Source organism: Kineococcus sp. DHX-1 (assembly GCF_042473625.1).
Classification (GTDB): Bacteria; Actinomycetota; Actinomycetes; order Actinomycetales; family Kineococcaceae; genus Kineococcus.
The window spans coordinates 2,201,636-2,219,124 of record NZ_CP170445.1 but is presented as its reverse complement, the minus strand read 5'-3'; the positions used below and the strand labels follow the sequence as shown (position 1 = coordinate 2,219,124).

The following is a 17,489-nucleotide window of genomic DNA, read 5'->3' as shown; positions in this document are numbered from 1 at the left end:
GGGTCAGCACGGCCGGGAAGCCGTCGAACACGCGGGTGGCGTCGTCGCTCACGTTCTCACTCACTCCTGAGGTCGTCGTGCCAAGGATTCTATAGAAAATCATGGAGCTTGGCGAGTGCCCGGTCGCACGTGTCACCCGACCGCGCGTTCGAGCACGCGCTCGAGGTGCACGCGCATGGCCGCCGCCGCGTCGGCCGGGTCCCGCCGCTCGAAGGCACGGACGATGGCCTCGTGCTCGGCGACACTCTCGTGGGCGTCGCTCACCCGGTCCTCGTCCTGGTGCAGGCGCTGCACGAAGCCGCGGAAGGAGTCCAGGGTCCGCACGATGAAGGGGTTGGCCGTCCCCTCGGCCAGCAGCTCGTGGAAGGACCAGTCGGCCTCCAGGTAGTGCTTGAAGCCGGAGTACCCCGGACCGGTGGGGGCCTCGCGCTGCTCCTCGACCGCCGCCCAGAGCCGGGCCACGAAGGCGTCGTCGGTCCGGGCGCAGGCCCGCTCGGCGTTGCCGGGTTCGACGAGCAGGCGGACGTCGACGAGCTGTCCCAGCTCCTCGCTCGACAGCAGCGGGGCCGCCCGGTAGCCGCGACGCGCGCTGCGCACGACGAGACCGGAACCCTCGAGGCGGGCCAGGGCCTCGCGGACGGGGGTCGCCGACACGCCCAGGCGGTCGGCGAGGGTCTGGGTGCGCAGGGCCGAGCCGGGTTCGAGCCCACGGTTCATGAGGAGTTCGAGGATCGCGTCGTGCACGGTGTCCGTGAGCCCGCGGGGAGTCGTCACCGACCAGTCGTCCATGGGACCGGGACGCTACCGGCTACGGTTGCGGGGGTGAGCGCCGACACCAGCACCTCGCAGGGCACCCCCAGCGCGGAGGACGAGGTCCTCGACCTCTGCCGCGACCTCATCCGCATCGACACCTCGAACTACGGCGACGGTTCCGGTCCCGGTGAACGCGTCGCCGCCGAGCACGTCGCCGAACTGCTCCACGAGGTCGGGTTGCAGCCGGAGTACGTCGAGGGCTTCCCCGGCCGCGGCAACGTCGTGGTGCGGGTGCCGGGGGACGAGCGCGGCACCGCCGAGCGCGGGGCCCTGCTGCTGCACGGCCACCTCGACGTCGTGCCCGCCCGCGCCGCGGACTGGAAGGTCGACCCCTTCGCGGGCGAGGTCGCCGACGGGTGCCTGTGGGGTCGCGGCGCCGTGGACATGAAGGACATGGACGCCATGCTGCTCGCCGTCCTGCGCGAGATGACCCGCACCGGGACGCGTCCGCCGCGCGACCTCGTGTTCGCGTTCCTCGCCGACGAGGAGGCCGCGGGAACCCAGGGCGCGCAGTGGCTGGTGGAGCACCGCCCCGACCTGTTCGAGGGCGTGACCGAGGCCGTCAGCGAGGTCGGGGGTTTCTCCGTGGACCTCGACGGTCAGCGCACGTACCTCCTGCAGACGGCGGAGAAGGGCCTGGCCTGGCTGCGCCTCGTCGCGCACGGCCGTGCCGGTCACGGGTCGCAGGTGGGGACGGACAACGCCGTGACCCGGTTGTGCGCCGCCGTCACCCGCATCGGGGGTCACACGTGGCCGCTGGAGTACACGGCCACCGTCCGGCAGTTCCTGCAGGGCGTCTCGGAGATCACCGGAGTCGCCTTCGACGAGGACGACCCGTCGGCGCTGCTGGCCACCCTGGGGACGACGGCCCGGTGGGTCGGCGCCACGCTGCAGAACACCGCCAACCCCACCGTCCTGGAGGCCGGCTACAAGCACAACGTCATCCCCGGGACGGCGACCGCGCTGATCGACACCAGGTTCCTGCCCGGGCGTCAGGAGGAGCTCATGGCGACGATCCGGGAACTGGCCGGTGACCGCGTCGACGTCGAGGTCGTCAACGAGTCGGTCGCCCTGGAGACGGAGTTCGCGGCCCCGCTCGTGGACCGGATGCGGTCGGCTCTGGAGGCCGAGGACCCCGGCGCGAAGGTCCTGCCGTACTGCCTCTCCGGCGGGACCGACAACAAGTCGTTCTCCCACCTCGGCATCCGGGGCTACGGGTTCGCGCCGCTGCGGCTGCCGGCGGGCATGGACTTCGCGGGCATGTTCCACGGTGTCGACGAGCGGGTTCCGGTGGACGCCCTCGAGTTCGGGGTGCGCGTGCTGCGGCGGTTCGTCGCGACCTGCTGACCGCCGCTGGGACGACTCAAGCGGTGCCCCGCGACTGCCGATGGTCCCTCATCAGTCGGGTCGAAGGGAGCTGTCCACCGTGTCGTTGACCACCCGGATCGTGGGGGCCGCCGCGTCGTTGGCCGTGGTGGCCGTCGCCACCGGTACGTGCGGCGTGCTCGCCACGCGGTCGGTGTCGCAGGACATCGACCAGCTCTCCACGGGGCCGCTGCAGCGGCAGAGCACGGTGCGCGCCATCGAGCTCGCCAGCAGCGACATCGCCACGCTCGCGCTCAGCGGTGCCTTCGTCCCCGGCCAGGGCCCCGTCGTGGCGCCCCAGCTGGAGAAGCGCCGGGCCGAGGTGACCTCCGGCATGACGAAGCTCGCGACCCTCGTCCCCGCGTCCGAGAAGGGCCTCGTGGCCGACCTGCGGGCCCAGTACGACGCCGGTGAGGCGGCCGGCCAGCAGATCCTCGCCGCCCGCGACGAGGCCTCCGCGGCCGCCGCGAACAAGGCCTACAACGAGGCGCAGGCGGCCTTCACGAAGGACATCACGACGCTCAGCGGCAGCGCCGACGCGGCGGTGGCGCAGGCCGTCGCCGACGGCCGCGACCAGGCGCGCCAGGCGCTCCTGCTGACGCTGGGCCTCCTGACGGTGGGCTTCGGCGTGTCCGCCGGCGTCGTCACGCTGACGGTGCGCCGGATCCGCTCCGACGCCCAGGCCATCGTCGACGTCGCCCAGGCGCTCGAGCGCGGTGACCTGACCGCCAGCAGCGGTGTGCAGAACTCCGACGAGCTGGGTCGGGCCGCGGCGGCCCTGGACCGCGCCCTCGCGCAGCTGCGCGTCGACATCTCCTCGGTGGCCGACGGGGCCGGCACGCTGGGCCGCACCTCGGCGGCCCTCGCCGACCGCAGCGTCGAGGCGGGGTCGGCCTCCCAGCGCACGGGCCGCAGCGTCGAGCTCGTCGCCGGCGACGTCGCGTCGGTGGCGACGAACCTGCAGGCCATCGGAGCCGGTGCGGACGAGATGGGCAGCGCGATCCGCGAGATCTCCTCCTCGGCCGCCGACGCCACGGGCGTCGCGGCACAGGCGGTCCAGGTCGCCGACGACACCACCGCGACCGTGTCCCGGCTGGGGGAGTCCTCCGCCCAGATCGGCTCGGTCGTCAAGGTCATCACGGCCATCGCCGAGCAGACGAACCTGCTGGCCCTGAACGCCACCATCGAGGCCGCCCGGGCCGGGGAGATGGGCAAGGGCTTCGCCGTCGTCGCCGGGGAGGTCAAGGAGCTCGCCCAGCAGACCGCGCGCGCCACCGAGGACATCTCCCGTCAGGTGCAGGCCATCCAGGACGACACGACGGGCGCGGTGACGGCGATCGGGTCGATCGCCGAGGTCATCTCCCGCATCAACGACCTGCAGACGACGATCGCCTCGGCGGTCGAGGAGCAGACGGCGACGACGTCGGAGATCGCCCGGTCGATCGCCGAGGCCGCCGCCGGGGCCGACCGGGTGGACGGCGGCGTCCGCGAGGTGTCGGACGCGACGCGCACGACGGTGCAGACGGTCGAGTACGCGCAGCAGGCCGCGCAGGAGGTGGCGGGGATCTCCTCGCAGCTGCAGACGCTGGTGGGCCGCTTCCGCTTCTGAGTCGACGGCGGGTCGTCGGTCGGGGCGGTCAGGGCAGGTCGAGGACCAGGAGGGGTTCGCGCCCCTCCGGTCCGGCGGCGACCCGCGAGACGCAGACGCAGACGGAGCCCCCGTCGACCTGCTGCTCCTGCGACAGGTAGACGTCCCGGTGGTCGACGACGCCGTCGACCCGGCGGACGGGCAGGACGCACAGCCCGCACTCCCCCTTGAGGCAGTCGTACATGAGGTCGGCACCGCTGCGCTGCAACGACTCCAGCACCGTGCTGCCGGGCTCGACGACGGTCTCGATGCCGAGGGCGGGCAGGTGCACGCGGAACGCCTGCGCGGTGTGCCGGCCGGAGCTGCCGAACGTCTCGTACCGCAACGCGGTCGAGGGCAGGCCGTGCCGTCGCCAGGCGTGGGTCACGGCGTCGAGCAGGGCGAGCGGGCCGCACACGTAGGCCTCGGTGCCGGGGGCCTCCCGGGCCGTGCGGGCGACGAGCGCGTCGACGTCGAGACGGGTGCCCTCGTCGGAGATCGCCACTTGGACCCGTTCACCGAGTTCCGCCTGCAGGTCCGCGAGGTAGGGCATGCGGTCGCGGGAGCGACCGGCGTAGTGCAGGTCCACGTGGGCGCCGAGGCGCGTGAGGGTCCGCGCCGCGGCCGCGAGCGCCGTGATCCCGACGCCCCCGGCGATGAGCAGGTAGCGCTCGGCGCCGATGCGCACGGGGAAGTTCTGGAGGGGACCGGTGCAGCGCAGCACGTCTCCGGCCTGCAGGCCGTGGACGTGGGACGATCCGCCGCGGCTGGCGGGGGAGCGCAGGACGGTGATCGCGAGGCGTGATCCGTCGGGGGTGGAGTCGACGACGGAGTAGGAGCGGATCTCCTGCCGTCCCCCGGGGACCTCGACGCGGACGTCGAGGTGGGTGCCGGGGTCGGCGCGCCGGCGAGCGCCGGCCGGGGGTTCGAGGACGACGCGCCGGATGCTCGTGGCGACGTCGCGGGTCTCGACGACGCGGGCGTCGTGGAAGGTGCGGGCGTTCACGGGGTGACCTGGGTGGGGGCGCTGCTGGGGACGGGGAGGGAGCGGCCCTCGGCGGCGAGCATCCGGTCGAGGATGCGGCGCACCCACATGCCGCCGGCGTCGATGGTGAGGCTGTAGAACACCTTGTCGGGGTTGGCGTCGATCGCGCGCTGCTGGGCGACGAGCATGGCCTCGTCCTCGGCGAAGACGCCGTGGACGCCTTCGCGCAGCTGGGTGGTGATGAGCTGGCTGTCGAGGCGGTAGTTCCGCATGAACGCCCAGAAGTAGTGCGACGTGGTGTCGGTCTCGGGGGTGATGGTGTTCATGACGTAGCCGTTGACGCCGCGGGAACGGTCGCCCTCGGGGGCCCCGGTGCCGGCTTCGGCGACGCCGACGTCGATGCAGATGGTCGAGGGTGCGTAGTAGTGGATGATCTGCCAGCGGTCGACGCGGCCTTCGAAACCGGGGAACTTGTCGCGCATGTTCTTGCGCCAGAACGGCGGGGGTTCGACGTCGTGCATCCAGCGGGTGACGGTGACGCTGCCGTCGTCCTCGTGGCGGGTGGTGAACTCGCTCTCGGACAGTTCGGCCTGGCCGATGCTGGAGCCGTGGACGAACTCCTCGTGGGTGAGGTCCATGAGGTTGTCGAGGATGAGCTGGTAGTTGCAGGGCGCTTCGATGGTGAGGCCGTCGCCGGCCCACTGGGGGGAGTCCATCTGGTGCATGTCGGGGATGAGGTCGGCGTCGGCGAGCAGGGGGTCGCCGGGCCAGACCCAGACGTAGCGGTAGCGCTCGACGACGGGGTGGGAGGTGACGAGGGCGCTGGGGTTGACGGTGGGCTGGGCGGGCATCGCGGTGCAGCGGCCGGCGGCGTTGTACTGCAGGCCGTGGTACGGGCACTGGATGCCGTCACGGCCGACGAGCTTGCCCTGGGACAGGGGCGCGAGCCGGTGCCAGCAGGCGTCGTCGAGGGCGACGGGCCGTCCGTCCTGGGTGCGGTAGAGGGCCAGGGGCCGGCCGGCGACGGTCCGGGCCATGGGGGCCTTGGCGGTGACCTCGTGGTCCCACGCGGCGGCGTACCAGGCGTTGAGGGGGTGCGGGAAGATCTTGGCGGTCACGCGCCCGGGGACGTCGAGCTCGGTCACGGGGGTCCTCCTGGTCATCGCGGCGGTGCGGTGGGAGCCGGTGGCTCGTGCGCTGCACCCTCCGTCGTGGGTGCGGCGTCGCGCCAGAGCTGGTTCCGCACAGCGGAAGGCGGTGCGCCCAGCGCCCGGGAGATCCCGAGCGCGGCGGCACGGACGGCCGGCCCGAGGGCGACGGGGGCGGCGGCCGCGCTGTGGACGACGAGGGAGACGGCGGCGACGACGTCCCCGTCGGGGCCGCGGACCGGTGCCGCGACGGACACGGCGTCGGGGGTGACCTCGCGGTCGCTGACGGCGACCCCGGTGCGGCGCACCTCGGCGAGCGCGGCGCGCAGCCGGGCGGGGTCGGTGACGGTGTGTGGCGTCCAGCGCCGGACGGGCAGGGCGAGGGCCGCCTCCTGCACGTGCGTGGGGGCGTGGGCCAGCAGGGCCCGGCCGACGCCGGTGGAGGCCAGCGGGAAGCGGGTGCCCACCCGGGTCATGACGGTGACGGCGTCGCGGCCGGTGAGGCGTTCGACGAAGACGCTCTCGAGGCCCTCGCGGACGGCGAGCTGGACGTTCTCGCGCGTGGCGACGTAGAGGTCCTCGAGGAAGGGGAGCGCGGCGTCGCGCAGGGCGTTGCCGCGGGGGGCCAGCGAGCCGATCTCCCACAGTCGCAGGCCGACGTGCAGAGTGCCGTCCGGGTCGCGCTCGAGGGCGCCGCAGCGCAGCAGGTCGCCCACGATGCGGTGGGTGGTCGTGAGGGGCAGGCCGGTGGCGGCCGCCAGGTCGGCCAGCCGCTGGGACCGGCGTCCGGGGGTGAAGGCGGCGAGCACCTCGAAGGTGCGCGACGTGAGGGTCACCCGGACAGCATGCCCCGTCCACGCCACGATTGACAGGGTTCCTGTCGATCTGCACACTCGTGCCGTGGTCGTCCCCCGACCGCGGCAGGACACTGGCAAGACCCCTGACGACCCCGACGACGTGGACCGAGGAGCAGCACCCGTGGACGGCTTCGACACCCTGCTCGACCGTGGACTGGGGTCGTGGCCCGCGCGCCGCGCCCGCATCGACCCGGACGCCACGGCCCTCAGCCAGGCGGACCGGACGCGCAGCTACCGCGAGCTCGCCGCGCGCACCGACCGGCTGGCCGGCGGTCTGGCGGGGCTGGGGGTTCGCCGCGGTGACCGGGTCGCCTACCTGGGCCTCAACGACCTCGCGGCCGTGGAGCTGCTCTTCGCCTGCGGCCGCGCGGGCGCCGTGTTCGTCCCCCTCAACGTCCGACTCGTCGCCCGCGAGCTGGCGTTCGCGCTGCGCGACTCCGGCTCCGAGGTCCTCGTCGTGGGGCCGGGGGTGGACGCCGTCGCCGCCGCGGTCCTGGCCGAGGACGTGCCGCTGCGCGCCGTGCTGTCGACCGGCGAGGTGCCGGGGGTGACGTCGGCTCCGCTGGAGGACGTCCTGCTGGGGGCGGTCTCCGCCCCCGCGCTCGAGGGCGCCTCCCTCGACGACCCCGCCGTCGTCCTCTACACCTCGGGGACCACCGGCCGCCCCAAGGGCGCCGTCCTGACCCACGGGAACCTCACGTGGAACACGCTGAACCAGCTCACCCACGTCGACGTCTCGCGCCGGGAGCGGGCCCTGTGCACGGCGCCGCTCTTCCACGCCGTGGGGCTCGGGCAGATCACGTTGCCGACGCTGCTCAAGGGCGGCCGTGTCGAGGTCCTGCCGCGGTTCGACGCCGCCGGTCTGCTGCGCACCGTCGAGGAGTTCCGCGCCTCGAGCTTCGCCTGCGTCCCGACGATGCTGCAGATGATGGTCGACCACCCCTCCTGGCCGGGCGCGGACCTCTCGTCCCTGCACACCGTCGTCTACGGCGGCTCGGCCGTCGTGGAGCGCGTCGCGGCCGCCTGGCGTGAGCGCGGCGTCGAGGTCGTGCAGGGCTACGGCATGACGGAAGCGGCGCCCGGCGTGTTCATGGAGACCCCGGCCGACGGTGCCGCCCGACCCACGTCGGTGGGCGCGCCGCACTTCTTCGTCGACGTCGCGGCCGTCGGCTCCGACGGACGGCCCGTCCCGCTGGACCAGGCCACGACGCCCTCGGAACTGCTGGTGCGCGGCCCGAACGTCTTCGCGGGGTACTGGGGCCGCCCCCAGGACAGCGCCGACGCCTTCACCGGTGAGGCGGGGGACTGGTACCGGACGGGGGACGTCGTCGACGTCGACGACGAGGGCCGCGTCCGCGTGGTGGACCGGCTCAAGGACCTGTTCATCTCCGGCGGGGAGAACGTGTACCCCGCCGAGGTGGAGGCCGTCATCGCCAGCCTGCCGGGGGTCGCCACGACGGCCCTGGTCGCCGTCGCCGACGACCGCTGGGGCGAGGTGGGGGCCGCCTACGTCACGGCCCTGGAGGGCGCCACGATCGACCCGGACGAACTGCGCGAGCAGTTGCGCACCCGCATCGCGGCCTACAAGGTGCCCCGGTGGGTGTTCTGCGTCGACGAACTGCCCATGGGCGGCACGGGCAAGATCCGCCGCGTCGACCTGCGTCGGCGGGCCGCGGACGACGTCGCGGCCCTCCTCGCCGCCCAGCCGGCCGCCCAGCAGGTCGTGCCCCGGTGAGCACCCCGGCCCTGGAGGAACTGTTCACGCTGCGCATCGAGGTCGGCGAACCCGTCGACCTCGGAACGGCCCCCGACGGACACCGCCGCATGGTCCCCGTCGTCGGCGGCACCCTCGACGGCCCCGGCGGGTTGACCGGTCGCGTCCTGCCCGGTGGCGCCGACCACCAGGTGCTGACCCCCGGGTTCGCCCTCCTCGACGCGCAGTACGTCGTGGAGACCTCGTCCGGTGACCGCCTCTCGGTGCACAACCGCGGCGTCCGCAGCGGATCGCCGCAGGACATGGCGGCCCTCGCGCGCGGTGAGGTCGTCGACGCGGACCGCGTGTACTTCCGCTGCACCCCACGACTGTCGAGCGCGGCGCCCGACTGGGCGTGGGTCTGCGGCCGCGTGTTCGTCGCCGACGCCCGACGGCACCCCCGACGGGTCGACGTCCAGGTCTTCACCGTCCTCTGAGCACCCCGAACCGTTCCACCACAGGAGGAAGCAGCACATGAGCACCACGTTGCAGGGCAAGGTCGCGGTCGTCACCGGTGCCGGGGCGGGCCTGGGCGCCGCGTACGCGGTCGCCCTGGCGCAGGCCGGTGCCGCGGTCGTCGTCAACGACGCGGTCGAGGCGGCCGCGCGCAGCACCGTCGAGGCGGTCGAGGCCGCCGGCGGGCGCGCCGTGGCGGTCGTCGCGCCCGTGGGGTCGGCCGAGACGGCGCAGCAGCTGGTCGACACGGCGCTGGCCGAGTTCGGTGGGTTCGACGTCCTGGTGACGAACGCGGGGATCCTGCGGGACAAGTCGCTGCTGAAGATGAGCGACGACGACTTCGACGCGGTGCTCGCGGTCCACGTCCGGGGCACGTTCTCCTGCGTCCGTGCCGCGTTCGCCTCCTTCAAGGAACGTGGCGTCGCCGGCCGCATCGTGACCATCGGCTCGCCCACCGGCCAGCGCGGGAACTTCGGCCAGACGAACTACGCGGCCGCCAAGGCCGCGATCGTCGGCATGGTCCGCACCTGGGCGCTGGAGATGAAGAAGGCGCAGGTCACCGTGAACGCGGTCGTCCCCGTCGCCGCCACCGCCATGACCCGCACCGTCCCGTACTTCGCGGCCGCCGTGGAGGCGATGGACGCCGGCGAGCCGATCCCCTCGTTCTACCGCCACGACCTCGGTTTCGGCTCCCCCGAGGACGTCGCGGGCCTCGTGGTGTTCCTCGCCTCCGACGAGTCCGCCGGCATCAGCGGCCAGGTCCTCGGGGCCGGCGGAGACCGGCTGCAGGTGTGGAGCCACCCCGAACCCGTCCTGACCGTCCACCACGAGGGCGGCTGGGACGCCGACACCATCGCGGCGCAGTTCGGCCCGACGCTGCGCGAGAACCTGCAGTCCGTGGGCGAACGGTTCCCCGAGCTGCCCGCCGACCTCGTGCGCCCGCAGGCCTGATCCGGCGTGTACCGACCGGAGATCGACGTCGACGCCGTCACGGCCGTCGACACCCACGTCCACGTCGAGGTCGGCGACCACGGCCACTGCTCGCTGCCACCGGACCTCGCGGCGGCCGCCGCGAAGTACTTCCGCACCGACGGCGTCACCCCCGACATCGCCTCGATCGCACAGTTCTACCGGGAGCGGTCCATGGCGGCGGTGGTGTTCACCGTCGACGCCGAGCACCAGCTGGGCCACCCGCCGATCCCCAGCGAGCAGGTGGTGGAGCAGGCCGCCGACCACGCCGACGTCCTGGTCCCCTTCGGTTCGGTCGACCCGCACCGGCCCGACGCTCTGGACCGCCTGCGGTCCCTCGCCTTCGACCACGGCGCCCGGGGTTTCAAGCTGCACCCCACGGTGCAGGGTTTCGACCCCTCCGCGCCGCAGCACCGTCCGTTCTGGGCCGCGCTGGCCGACCTGGGTCTGCCCGTGGTCGTCCACACGGGTCAGACCGGCATCGGCGCCGGGGTCCGTGGCGGGCACGGGTTCAAGCTGCGGTACTCCGACCCCATGCTGCTCGACGACGTCGCTGCGGAGTTCCCGGACCTGACCTTGATCTTCGCCCACCCCTCCGTCCCGTGGCAGGACGAGGCGATCTCCATCGCGACCCACAAGGCGAACGTGGCGATCGACCTGTCGGGGTGGCGGCCCAAGTACTTCCCGCCGGCCCTGGTGCGGGCCGCCGACACGTTCCTGCGCCACCAGGTGCTGTTCGCCTCCGACTTCCCCCTCATCCATCCCGACGTGTGGATGAAGGACTTCGCGAACCTCCCGATCCGGGACGAGGTGCGCCCCCTCATCCTGCGCGACAACGCGTTGCGCATCCTCGGGCTCCGGCCCGAGCCCACCGAACCCACCGAGGAGAACCGATGACCACCGACAGCACCACCACCCAGAAGGTCGTGCGCTTCGACGAGCTGACCGGCCTGGTCGGCACCGAGGTCGGACCGTCGAGCTGGCTGCTCGTCGACCAGGAACGCATCGACCGCTTCGCCGTGGCCACCGGGGACGACCAGTGGATCCACACCGACCCCGAACGCGCCAAGGACGGCCCCTTCGGCGGGACCATCGCCCACGGGTTCCTCACGCTCTCGCTGCTGATCCCGCTGTGGTCGGAGGTCTTCGACGTCGAGGGCGTCACGACCAAGGTGAACTACGGGATGGACCGCGTCCGGTTCACCGCGCCGGTCCCCGCGGGCTCCCGGGTGCGCTTCGCCGGGACGCTCAAGGAGGTCACCGAGGTCAAGGGCGGCGTGCAGTTGACCGTGTCCGGCGCCATCGAGGTCGAGGGCCAGGAGCGACCCGCGGTCGTCGTCGACTTCCTCGTCCGCTTCTACGCCTGAGCACCGTCGACCACACCGTCGGGCGCACCGTCGGCCCCCGCACCACAGGTGCGGGGGCCGACGGCCCGGGCTGCGCGGCGGCGGCCGTAGGGTTGGATGGGGCGGTGACCAGCCAGACCGACGTGACCCTGCTGTACCTCATCAAGCAGGTCGAGCTCGCCATCCGCAACCGGCTGGACGCCGTCGTGGGCGGGCACGGGCTCACGTCGCTGCAGTACACGGCCCTCACCGTCCTGGAACGTCACCCCGGGATGACCTCGGCCGACCTGGCGCGCAACTCCTTCGTCCGGGCCCAGACGATGGCGCAGATGGTCGTGGACCTCGAGGCCAAGGGGCACCTGTCGCGCGAGGTCGACGAACGCTCCCGGCGGCGGATGCTGCTGACGCTCACCCCCTCGGCGCAACACGTCCTCGACGAGCTGCGCGAGCCCGTCGCCGAGATCGAGTCGGAGATGGTGCGCGGGCTCGGGGTGCGCGAGCGTGAGACGTTCCGCAAGGCGCTGCAGGTGTCGCGCAGGGCGCTGGGGGAGACACCGCCACGGTGAGCGGGTCCGCGTCGTAGGGTGCGCCGGTGCCCCGCTACGACCGAGACGAGATCGCCCGCCGCGCCGGGCACGCGAGCTGGCGCGAGGCCGTCGAGGCGACGGCGGACCTGCCGCAGCAGGAGGCGGGCCGGCTGCTCGGCGTGAGCCACCCCACGATCCGCGTCTGGCGCGAGGAACTGGGGTTGGGGCCGGCGGCCGCCCGTCCGTCGGCCGCCGACACCGCCGCGGCGTTCCGGGCCGATCCGGACGACCCCCGGCACGGCAGCGCCAACGGGTACCGCAACCTGCGGTGCCGCTGCGACGCCTGCACCGCCGCGTGGACGGCCTACCAGCGCGACCGCCGCGGCTGAGGCGCCTCAGTCCCCGGTCGTGACGCCCGTGGCGGCGTCCAGGGCCTCACGGGGCGTGGTGCCGTCCTCGCGGGCGACGACGACGTCGATGAAGCCCGTGAGCGTCTCCTCGACGGGAGCGTCGCCGCGGGCCTCCCAGTGGTCGTGGTCGACGGCCTCGGCGAAGTCGGCGAAGCCCGCCGCGGCGGCCGCCCGGTCCTCGTAGCGGCCGTCGGTGGCCTGCAGCCAGTGCTGCCAGGCCGCGGGGAACGCCTGTCCCTGCTCCTGCGACTCCGCGAAGCGCAGGACGGTGCCGACGGTCTCGGCGTCCAGGCTGTGCGGGGCGAACGCCAGCACCGTCGCCGCCTGCGGGTGGTCGGCGATGATGTCGAGCGTCCCCGCCCGCTCCGCGTCGTCGAGGAACCGCTCCAGGCTGCGGTGGTTCCCCGCCGGCCAGGGCATCTTGTTCGCGCAGTGCGTCCGCCGCGTCGTCGCCATGCTCGGATCATGTCACGGCTGGGCCGCCCCGGCGTTGCCGGCCAGCGTCCGCAGCGCCGCGTAGGAGCGGCTGGCCGCGGCGGCCGAGCGCAGCTCGTCGGCGCCGGCGTCGACGTACTGCTGCGACGTGGCCAGGCTCCGGTGGCCCAGCAGCCGCATCACCTCGACCGCACTGGCCCCACCCGCCACGACGCGGGTCGCGAACGTGTGCCGCAGCGCGTGCACGAGGGCGCCGCGCTGGACGCGGTCGCTGACCCCGGCGGCGCGGTAGCACTGCTCGACGAGGTACTGCAGCTGGTGGCGGGACAGTTCGCGTCCGCGCGTGTCGACGAAGAGCGGTGCGTCCAGGCGCGGCCCTCGGGACGCGGGGAACCGTCGGGCGCGGCTCGCCAGGTACCGGTCGACGAGCTCGGCCAGCGCCTCCTCGACGGGCAGGCTGCGCTCGGCGCCGCCCTTGCCGCGCACCCGGACCCGTCGTTCCCCGGCCGTCCCGGCGAGGTCGCCGATCCGCAGGCCCACGAGTTCCGCGCTGCGGATGCCCGTCACCAGCAACGTCGCCACGACCGCCAGGTCCCGTTCGGGCCACGGGTCCCGTGCCCGCCGACCCGCAGCCACCGCGTCCAGGAGGACCTCCGGGGTGTCGTTGCCGCGCAACGGCTTCGGCCCCTGGTCGACCGGACGCGGACGGTGGACACCCGACATCGGGTTCCCGGGCAGGACGTCCTCGGCGACGAGGAAACCGCACAACCCGTTCCACGTCGACCAGCACCGCGCGATGGAACTGCGGGCGTGGTCGAGGGAGAAGTCGGCGAACGCGGCCCGCAGGGCGGGCGTCGTGAGGTCGCCCACGAGGGGTTCGGTGACGCCGGCGACGGCGGCCAGGCGCGGGGTGATGCCGGCGACGTCGCGGGACCGGGCGGCGAGGGTGTTGGGGGAGTCCTTGCGGGGGAGTCGGGCCACTTCGTAGGCCTGGACCGCGGCCGACAGGGCGGAGGAAGTGGTGAGGGACTCGAGAACCCCGGGGTTCAGGGGAGCCATGCTGGTGACGATACCTGCCGGGGGAGTGCCGCGTCAAGCGGAAGCGTTGCGGCGCAACGGCATCGGGGGAGTTGACTGCGTTCTGGCCGCATATCCGTCGTTATGCGCAGTTCGGGGACAGCTCCAGCTCGTCTCCGGGCGGTGCCTGAGGCGGACGTGCCCGGTGGGCTCGTCGACACGTGGACGTGCCGGTTCGTGGGGGCCATCGGCTCGACGGCGTGGCGCATCGTGGACCGGCGGCCGAGAACCGTCGGCCGGGCCGCGCCGGTCGGTGCCCGGCCCGGGCATGTCCAGGCGTCACGCGACGCGAGCGTTGCGCGCAGCGAGCCGTCGGAGGCGTCGGCGCCGCGCCGCGCCGCAGGAAGGATGCCGGCCGCTCATCCGGCGCTGGCGTGCTGACGCTGACGTGGTCGCGATGATCTGCGGTTGCCCGTCGGAGCGGTTCCGTCGTGGCGAGTCCTCACGCGTCGGGCTCCGCTTTCCGGCGCGCCGATAATCTACATTATGACAGAGTCTCAGGTGGCCACCCCCTCCGACCGCAGTGCCGCTGTGTGTCTGTTCTCATCTGATCTGTCCCCGTCTCACCAGACCTGTCCAACGTCCACGGTGGGTCCGACACGGTGGCCCACCAAACGCGCCACCCCTAGCACCAGGAGGTCCTCTTGGCAGCGCCGTCACCGAAGGCCACAGCTACGTCGAGACCGACTCGATGTCCGTCATGCCGTCGTCCACACGCGACTGCAGATGAGTGGAAGAGCCTCTCAGGCAGGAGAACCCCCTGCCAGGACGATGACTGCGCTTGGGGGGCTGACCGCTGCTGGGACCAGGACTGCGGGATCCCAGCCGACAGCGTCGCCGTCATCGTCGCCAGAGCTCGACGGCTGCGCGGCCGCCGGGCCTGGGCTCAGGTACCGCATGAGCCCACCTACTGAGTCCCGATGATCTTCGACAAGGACAGATCGAATGAGACAGATCCGCTCCCCGCGTCTCAACCATCTTGTCCAACCGCAGGTCAGAGCCTCTTGCCAGGACAAGATGAATGAGAACGGACAGTGCGTGCCTGTGCGTGTGTTGCGCGCTGTCTTGTCTCAGACGATCTGTTCAAACGTCTCAGGCATCTGTCCAAGCCGCGGCGTGACAGCCGCCACCGACGGCACCGCCCCCAGGTGCAGCAGTGCATCCTCACCGGGTGCCTCTCACCGCGCGCTGCACCGCCACCCTGGCTGGCGACGAGCTCGTCCTGACGATGACCAACGGCGACGAGCACAGCCGCATCCCCATCGACGACGGCCTCAACGACGGCATCGATGAAGGCACCGACGCTGCCGAGGCGCTGGAGCATCTCAGCGACGCGACCATGCCGCTGCGACTGCCCTGGAGCCACGACGAGCTCGACGAGGCCCTGGCCCGGCACGGGTGGACCCGGGTCGGAGCCTGGCGGTACGGGCCCGTGGCCGACATACAGCGCACCCCCTGACCGGACTCCCCCACCAGACGCTGGACTTCACGGTCATGTCGTCTGCGCGCGGTCGCCTAGACGCCGAGAGCACCACTGCCGGCCCGTACCTGGCACCGTGGACTCCATGGTGCGCGCCGGGGACCAGCAGGTCGGGTCGCTGGTGCTCATGAGCGACTACCTCGCTCCCACCCCTCTGTGGGTCGGGGTCGGCGCCTGCCTCGGACATGGCTACCTCGAGCGGCTGGGCCTGCCTGAGCCGCTGGCGCAGCAGCTTTTGGCCTGGCAGGAGCTGTTCGATGCCCACTACCGCCAAGAGGGCGGGTGGGACTCACCGGACGCGGCCACCATCTATGAGCAGGACGGGCACCAGCTCCAGGCGGCCTTACAGGAGGCATTGCCTGACTCCGTCGTGCAGCTGGACCTCTGGCCGATCACCGGGCAAGCGCCCAGCGTCTGAGCGCTATCAACAACGCACGGTCATCCCCCGGTGCGCGCAGCGCACGGTCATCCCGCGAGCCAGGACGTCGTCGATCTCGCGCTCTTGCCGATGAGCGACACCAACATCAACGTTGCGAGCTAGGGATTGAGCGGACTCTGCGGGCTGATGCGCACGCTGAGGGCCAACGCTTCGGCGGTGTCGATGCCTACAGGCCGAGCATCTACTTGGTGTGAGAGTCCCCTTTGGGGTCTGACTCCTTGCCGTTGGTCGAACGCCACAACGACTTGCTCCACCCGCTGACCAGTGCCGCTACGGCCACAACCACGAAGGCAGTGATCCACCCACCGGCCGGCGCCCACCCCAAGGCGTTCATGAGCAGTGCTGCCAGAGCAACCGGGACGGCCCAGAAGAGTGCGGACGTGACCCACCGACGCACACGGCGCCCGCTCGGCTCCCTCTCGGCATCCATAGCGACAGTCTGCCGTCGAGCGACCTCGCGGTCATGGTGCGATCCGAGGGGGATCATGGCGGGTCTACGACTTTACGGTCATCCCGCGCAGCGTGCGGAGCACGGTCATCCCGCGGTGCGCGCGGGCGCACGGTCATCCCGCGGTGCGCGCGGGCGCACGGTCATCCCGCGGTGCGCGCGGAGCGGTCGATCCAGGACGGGTGCTCAGGCGGCACCGAAGGCACGTGGCAGGCCCCGCAGGCTGGTGTGCTTGGCCAGCCAGCTCGACCAGTCCGCTTCACTCTGCCCCAACTGCCAAAGCACGTCCGCTCGAGCCCGACCGATTTCGTCCTGCCACGACATCACCTGCTCGCGCGCAACAGCCGCAGCGGCTCGGGCCTGCTCACGATGCCGGGCACCGGTCGCCGTCAGCTCGGCCTCATACGCCTCCTGGTGAGCGCTCTCCGCCGTCTCAGCGGCTTCCATGACACGGACCAGATGCAGCAGGGCCTCCACGGCCAGGGCGTTGCTCACTCACGCAGTCTGCCGTTCCGCGCGGAGACGTCCGGGACTTCACGGTCATCCCGCGATCCGAGCGGTCTCGGCTGTCGATGATCTTGTGGTCATGTCGATGAGCGAGGTCAAGCTAAGCGCGACGATCACCTGCATATCGCCGCCTTGCGGGCGACGTCGCGGTCACCGCGCTGGCCGCGGCACCGCCAAGAGCGCGTGACGACAGGCCCTTGTGGTCAAAAGCCAAGACGGGCCACAACTGGACTGAGTAAGTACGCCGCCCAGCCGACCACGACGCAAACCACAGCGTCCAGGACGAGGGGACGCAAGCTCCACCCCTCCTTCATCGATCGCTTCCGCAGTCCCCCACCAGCTGCGACCCACCACGACTCCACGGCTGCCCTGGCAGCCTCCTGCGGCTTGTCACCCAACAGGGTGGCGATCAACGACGGCGAGAAGGTGAAGAGGTGGATCACGCGAGTACGAGTCGCGACGACGAACGCCCCCTCCTCAGACTCAAGACCGGCGACGGCTTGAGCAGGAACGATCCAGCGCACGATCGGCTGGTCGATGATCAAGTCGTCCCCGCGAAACCACAGTCTGGGACGAAGCCCAGCTCGCAAGATGATCAACAAGATGACCGCCAGGGGCCACGGCATCACCCACCGGTCCGGAGCGTCCAACGTGGCAGCGCCGGCCCACAGCCACAGCACGATCAGGCCTAGCGCCACCGTGCTCGAGAAGACGCGCGTGCCGATGCGGTAGCCGCGCACTTCTGACTCCTCCTCGCCGTCCCGCCCTGAGTCCGAGCGGCCCTGGAACAGGATCTTAGGAAGCCGACCTGGCCTCCTCATCCAAGCGGTCGTGGTGCGGACGCTCT

General features: G+C 72.3%; 19 protein-coding genes. 11 read left to right on the top strand and 8 right to left on the bottom strand.

What is annotated here, in order from left to right; translation table 11 throughout:
* Positions 1–132: 132 nt before the first annotated feature.
* Entirely contained in the window at positions 133–789 is a 657-nt protein-coding gene (locus ACFEMC_RS10770) for a GntR family transcriptional regulator (protein ID WP_380176196.1), read from the bottom strand.
* Positions 790–822: 33 nt separating this feature from the next.
* Here ACFEMC_RS10770 and ACFEMC_RS10765 point away from each other — a divergent pair, with 33 nt between their 5' ends.
* The gene (locus ACFEMC_RS10765) at positions 823–2,160 is read left to right on the top strand and encodes a M20/M25/M40 family metallo-hydrolase (RefSeq protein WP_380176194.1); all 1,338 of its coding nucleotides are present in this window, start codon (positions 823–825) and stop codon (positions 2,158–2,160) included.
* 79 nt (positions 2,161–2,239) lie between these two features.
* Positions 2,240–3,787 (top strand): methyl-accepting chemotaxis protein, encoded by a 1,548-nt coding sequence (locus ACFEMC_RS10760; RefSeq protein WP_380176192.1) that lies wholly within the window; start codon positions 2,240–2,242, stop codon positions 3,785–3,787.
* A 28-nt stretch (positions 3,788–3,815) separates the two neighbouring features.
* Here the strand turns inward: ACFEMC_RS10760 and ACFEMC_RS10755 are convergent, their stop codons facing one another.
* Genes ACFEMC_RS10755 through ACFEMC_RS10745 form a run of 3 tightly spaced genes read right to left on the bottom strand, consistent with a single transcriptional unit; the run spans position 3,816 to position 6,774 of the window.
* The gene (locus tag ACFEMC_RS10755) at positions 3,816–4,811 is read right to left on the bottom strand and encodes a PDR/VanB family oxidoreductase (protein WP_380176190.1); all 996 of its coding nucleotides are present in this window, start codon (positions 4,809–4,811) and stop codon (positions 3,816–3,818) included.
* On the bottom strand, positions 4,808–5,953 hold the full coding sequence (locus tag ACFEMC_RS10750; protein WP_380176188.1) for a Rieske 2Fe-2S domain-containing protein: 1,146 nt from the start codon (positions 5,951–5,953) through the stop codon (positions 4,808–4,810). Before ACFEMC_RS10750 ends, ACFEMC_RS10755 begins: the two co-directional genes overlap by 4 nt.
* Positions 5,950–6,774, bottom strand: a complete 825-nt coding sequence (locus ACFEMC_RS10745; protein ID WP_380176186.1) for an IclR family transcriptional regulator — start codon at positions 6,772–6,774, stop codon at positions 5,950–5,952. Before ACFEMC_RS10745 ends, ACFEMC_RS10750 begins: the two co-directional genes overlap by 4 nt.
* Before the next feature lie 142 nt (positions 6,775–6,916).
* Here ACFEMC_RS10745 and ACFEMC_RS10740 point away from each other — a divergent pair, with 142 nt between their 5' ends.
* The 7 genes from ACFEMC_RS10740 (at position 6,917) to ACFEMC_RS10710 (ending at position 12,235) form a co-directional block, all read left to right on the top strand.
* Entirely contained in the window at positions 6,917–8,530 is a 1,614-nt protein-coding gene (locus ACFEMC_RS10740; RefSeq protein WP_380176184.1) for a long-chain fatty acid--CoA ligase, read from the top strand.
* The gene (locus ACFEMC_RS10735; protein ID WP_380176182.1) at positions 8,527–8,985 is read left to right on the top strand and encodes a DUF3237 family protein; all 459 of its coding nucleotides are present in this window, start codon (positions 8,527–8,529) and stop codon (positions 8,983–8,985) included. The genes ACFEMC_RS10740 and ACFEMC_RS10735 overlap by 4 nt, the downstream gene beginning before the upstream one ends.
* A gap of 37 nt (positions 8,986–9,022) precedes the next feature.
* Complete coding sequence (locus tag ACFEMC_RS10730) at positions 9,023–9,955, top strand: SDR family oxidoreductase (protein ID WP_380176180.1); 933 nt, start codon at positions 9,023–9,025, stop codon at positions 9,953–9,955.
* Positions 9,956–9,961: 6 nt separating this feature from the next.
* Complete coding sequence (locus ACFEMC_RS10725; protein ID WP_380176177.1) at positions 9,962–10,870, top strand: amidohydrolase family protein; 909 nt, start codon at positions 9,962–9,964, stop codon at positions 10,868–10,870.
* The gene (locus tag ACFEMC_RS10720; protein ID WP_380176175.1) at positions 10,867–11,340 is read left to right on the top strand and encodes a MaoC family dehydratase; all 474 of its coding nucleotides are present in this window, start codon (positions 10,867–10,869) and stop codon (positions 11,338–11,340) included. Before ACFEMC_RS10725 ends, ACFEMC_RS10720 begins: the two co-directional genes overlap by 4 nt.
* 104 nt (positions 11,341–11,444) lie before the next feature.
* On the top strand, positions 11,445–11,885 hold the full coding sequence (locus ACFEMC_RS10715; RefSeq protein ID WP_380176173.1) for a MarR family winged helix-turn-helix transcriptional regulator: 441 nt from the start codon (positions 11,445–11,447) through the stop codon (positions 11,883–11,885).
* Positions 11,886–11,911: 26 nt separating this feature from the next.
* Entirely contained in the window at positions 11,912–12,235 is a 324-nt protein-coding gene (locus ACFEMC_RS10710) for a hypothetical protein (RefSeq protein ID WP_380176171.1), read from the top strand.
* 6 nt (positions 12,236–12,241) lie between these two features.
* Here ACFEMC_RS10710 and ACFEMC_RS10705 read toward each other — a convergent pair whose 3' ends face one another.
* Both ACFEMC_RS10705 and xerC read right to left on the bottom strand, forming a co-directional pair.
* Complete coding sequence (locus ACFEMC_RS10705; protein WP_380176169.1) at positions 12,242–12,712, bottom strand: hypothetical protein; 471 nt, start codon at positions 12,710–12,712, stop codon at positions 12,242–12,244.
* Between the two features lie 12 nt (positions 12,713–12,724).
* Entirely contained in the window at positions 12,725–13,750 is a 1,026-nt protein-coding gene (gene xerC / locus ACFEMC_RS10700; protein WP_380176167.1) for a tyrosine recombinase XerC, read from the bottom strand.
* A gap of 1,189 nt (positions 13,751–14,939) precedes the next feature.
* Between xerC and ACFEMC_RS10695 the strand changes: the two genes are divergently transcribed.
* Complete coding sequence (locus ACFEMC_RS10695) at positions 14,940–15,227, top strand: hypothetical protein (RefSeq protein WP_380176165.1); 288 nt, start codon at positions 14,940–14,942, stop codon at positions 15,225–15,227.
* A gap of 97 nt (positions 15,228–15,324) precedes the next feature.
* Positions 15,325–15,666 (top strand): hypothetical protein, encoded by a 342-nt coding sequence (locus tag ACFEMC_RS10690; protein ID WP_380176163.1) that lies wholly within the window; start codon positions 15,325–15,327, stop codon positions 15,664–15,666.
* Positions 15,667–16,321: 655 nt separating this feature from the next.
* Here the strand turns inward: ACFEMC_RS10690 and ACFEMC_RS10685 are convergent.
* Together ACFEMC_RS10685 and ACFEMC_RS10680 are read right to left on the bottom strand one after the other, a co-directional pair.
* Positions 16,322–16,630, bottom strand: a complete 309-nt coding sequence (locus tag ACFEMC_RS10685) for a hypothetical protein (RefSeq protein WP_380176161.1) — start codon at positions 16,628–16,630, stop codon at positions 16,322–16,324.
* A 215-nt stretch (positions 16,631–16,845) separates the two neighbouring features.
* Positions 16,846–17,382, bottom strand: coding sequence for a hypothetical protein (locus ACFEMC_RS10680; RefSeq protein WP_380176159.1), 537 nt, complete (start codon positions 17,380–17,382; stop codon positions 16,846–16,848).
* Between the last annotated feature and the right edge of the window lie 107 nt (positions 17,383–17,489).

Bases quoted from the DNA above. Each gene is read 5' to 3' on its own strand.
- ACFEMC_RS10750 (WP_380176188.1), bottom strand. From the start codon at position 5,953: ATGACCAGGAGGACCCCCGTGACCGAGCTCGACGTCCCCGGGCGCGTG.
- ACFEMC_RS10720 (WP_380176175.1), top strand. From the start codon at position 10,867: ATGACCACCGACAGCACCACCACCCAGAAGGTCGTGCGCTTCGACGAG.
- ACFEMC_RS10705 (WP_380176169.1), bottom strand. From the start codon at position 12,712: ATGGCGACGACGCGGCGGACGCACTGCGCGAACAAGATGCCCTGGCCG.
- xerC (WP_380176167.1), bottom strand. From the start codon at position 13,750: ATGGCTCCCCTGAACCCCGGGGTTCTCGAGTCCCTCACCACTTCCTCC.
- ACFEMC_RS10770 (WP_380176196.1), bottom strand. From the start codon at position 789: ATGGACGACTGGTCGGTGACGACTCCCCGCGGGCTCACGGACACCGTG.
- ACFEMC_RS10730 (WP_380176180.1), top strand. From the start codon at position 9,023: ATGAGCACCACGTTGCAGGGCAAGGTCGCGGTCGTCACCGGTGCCGGG.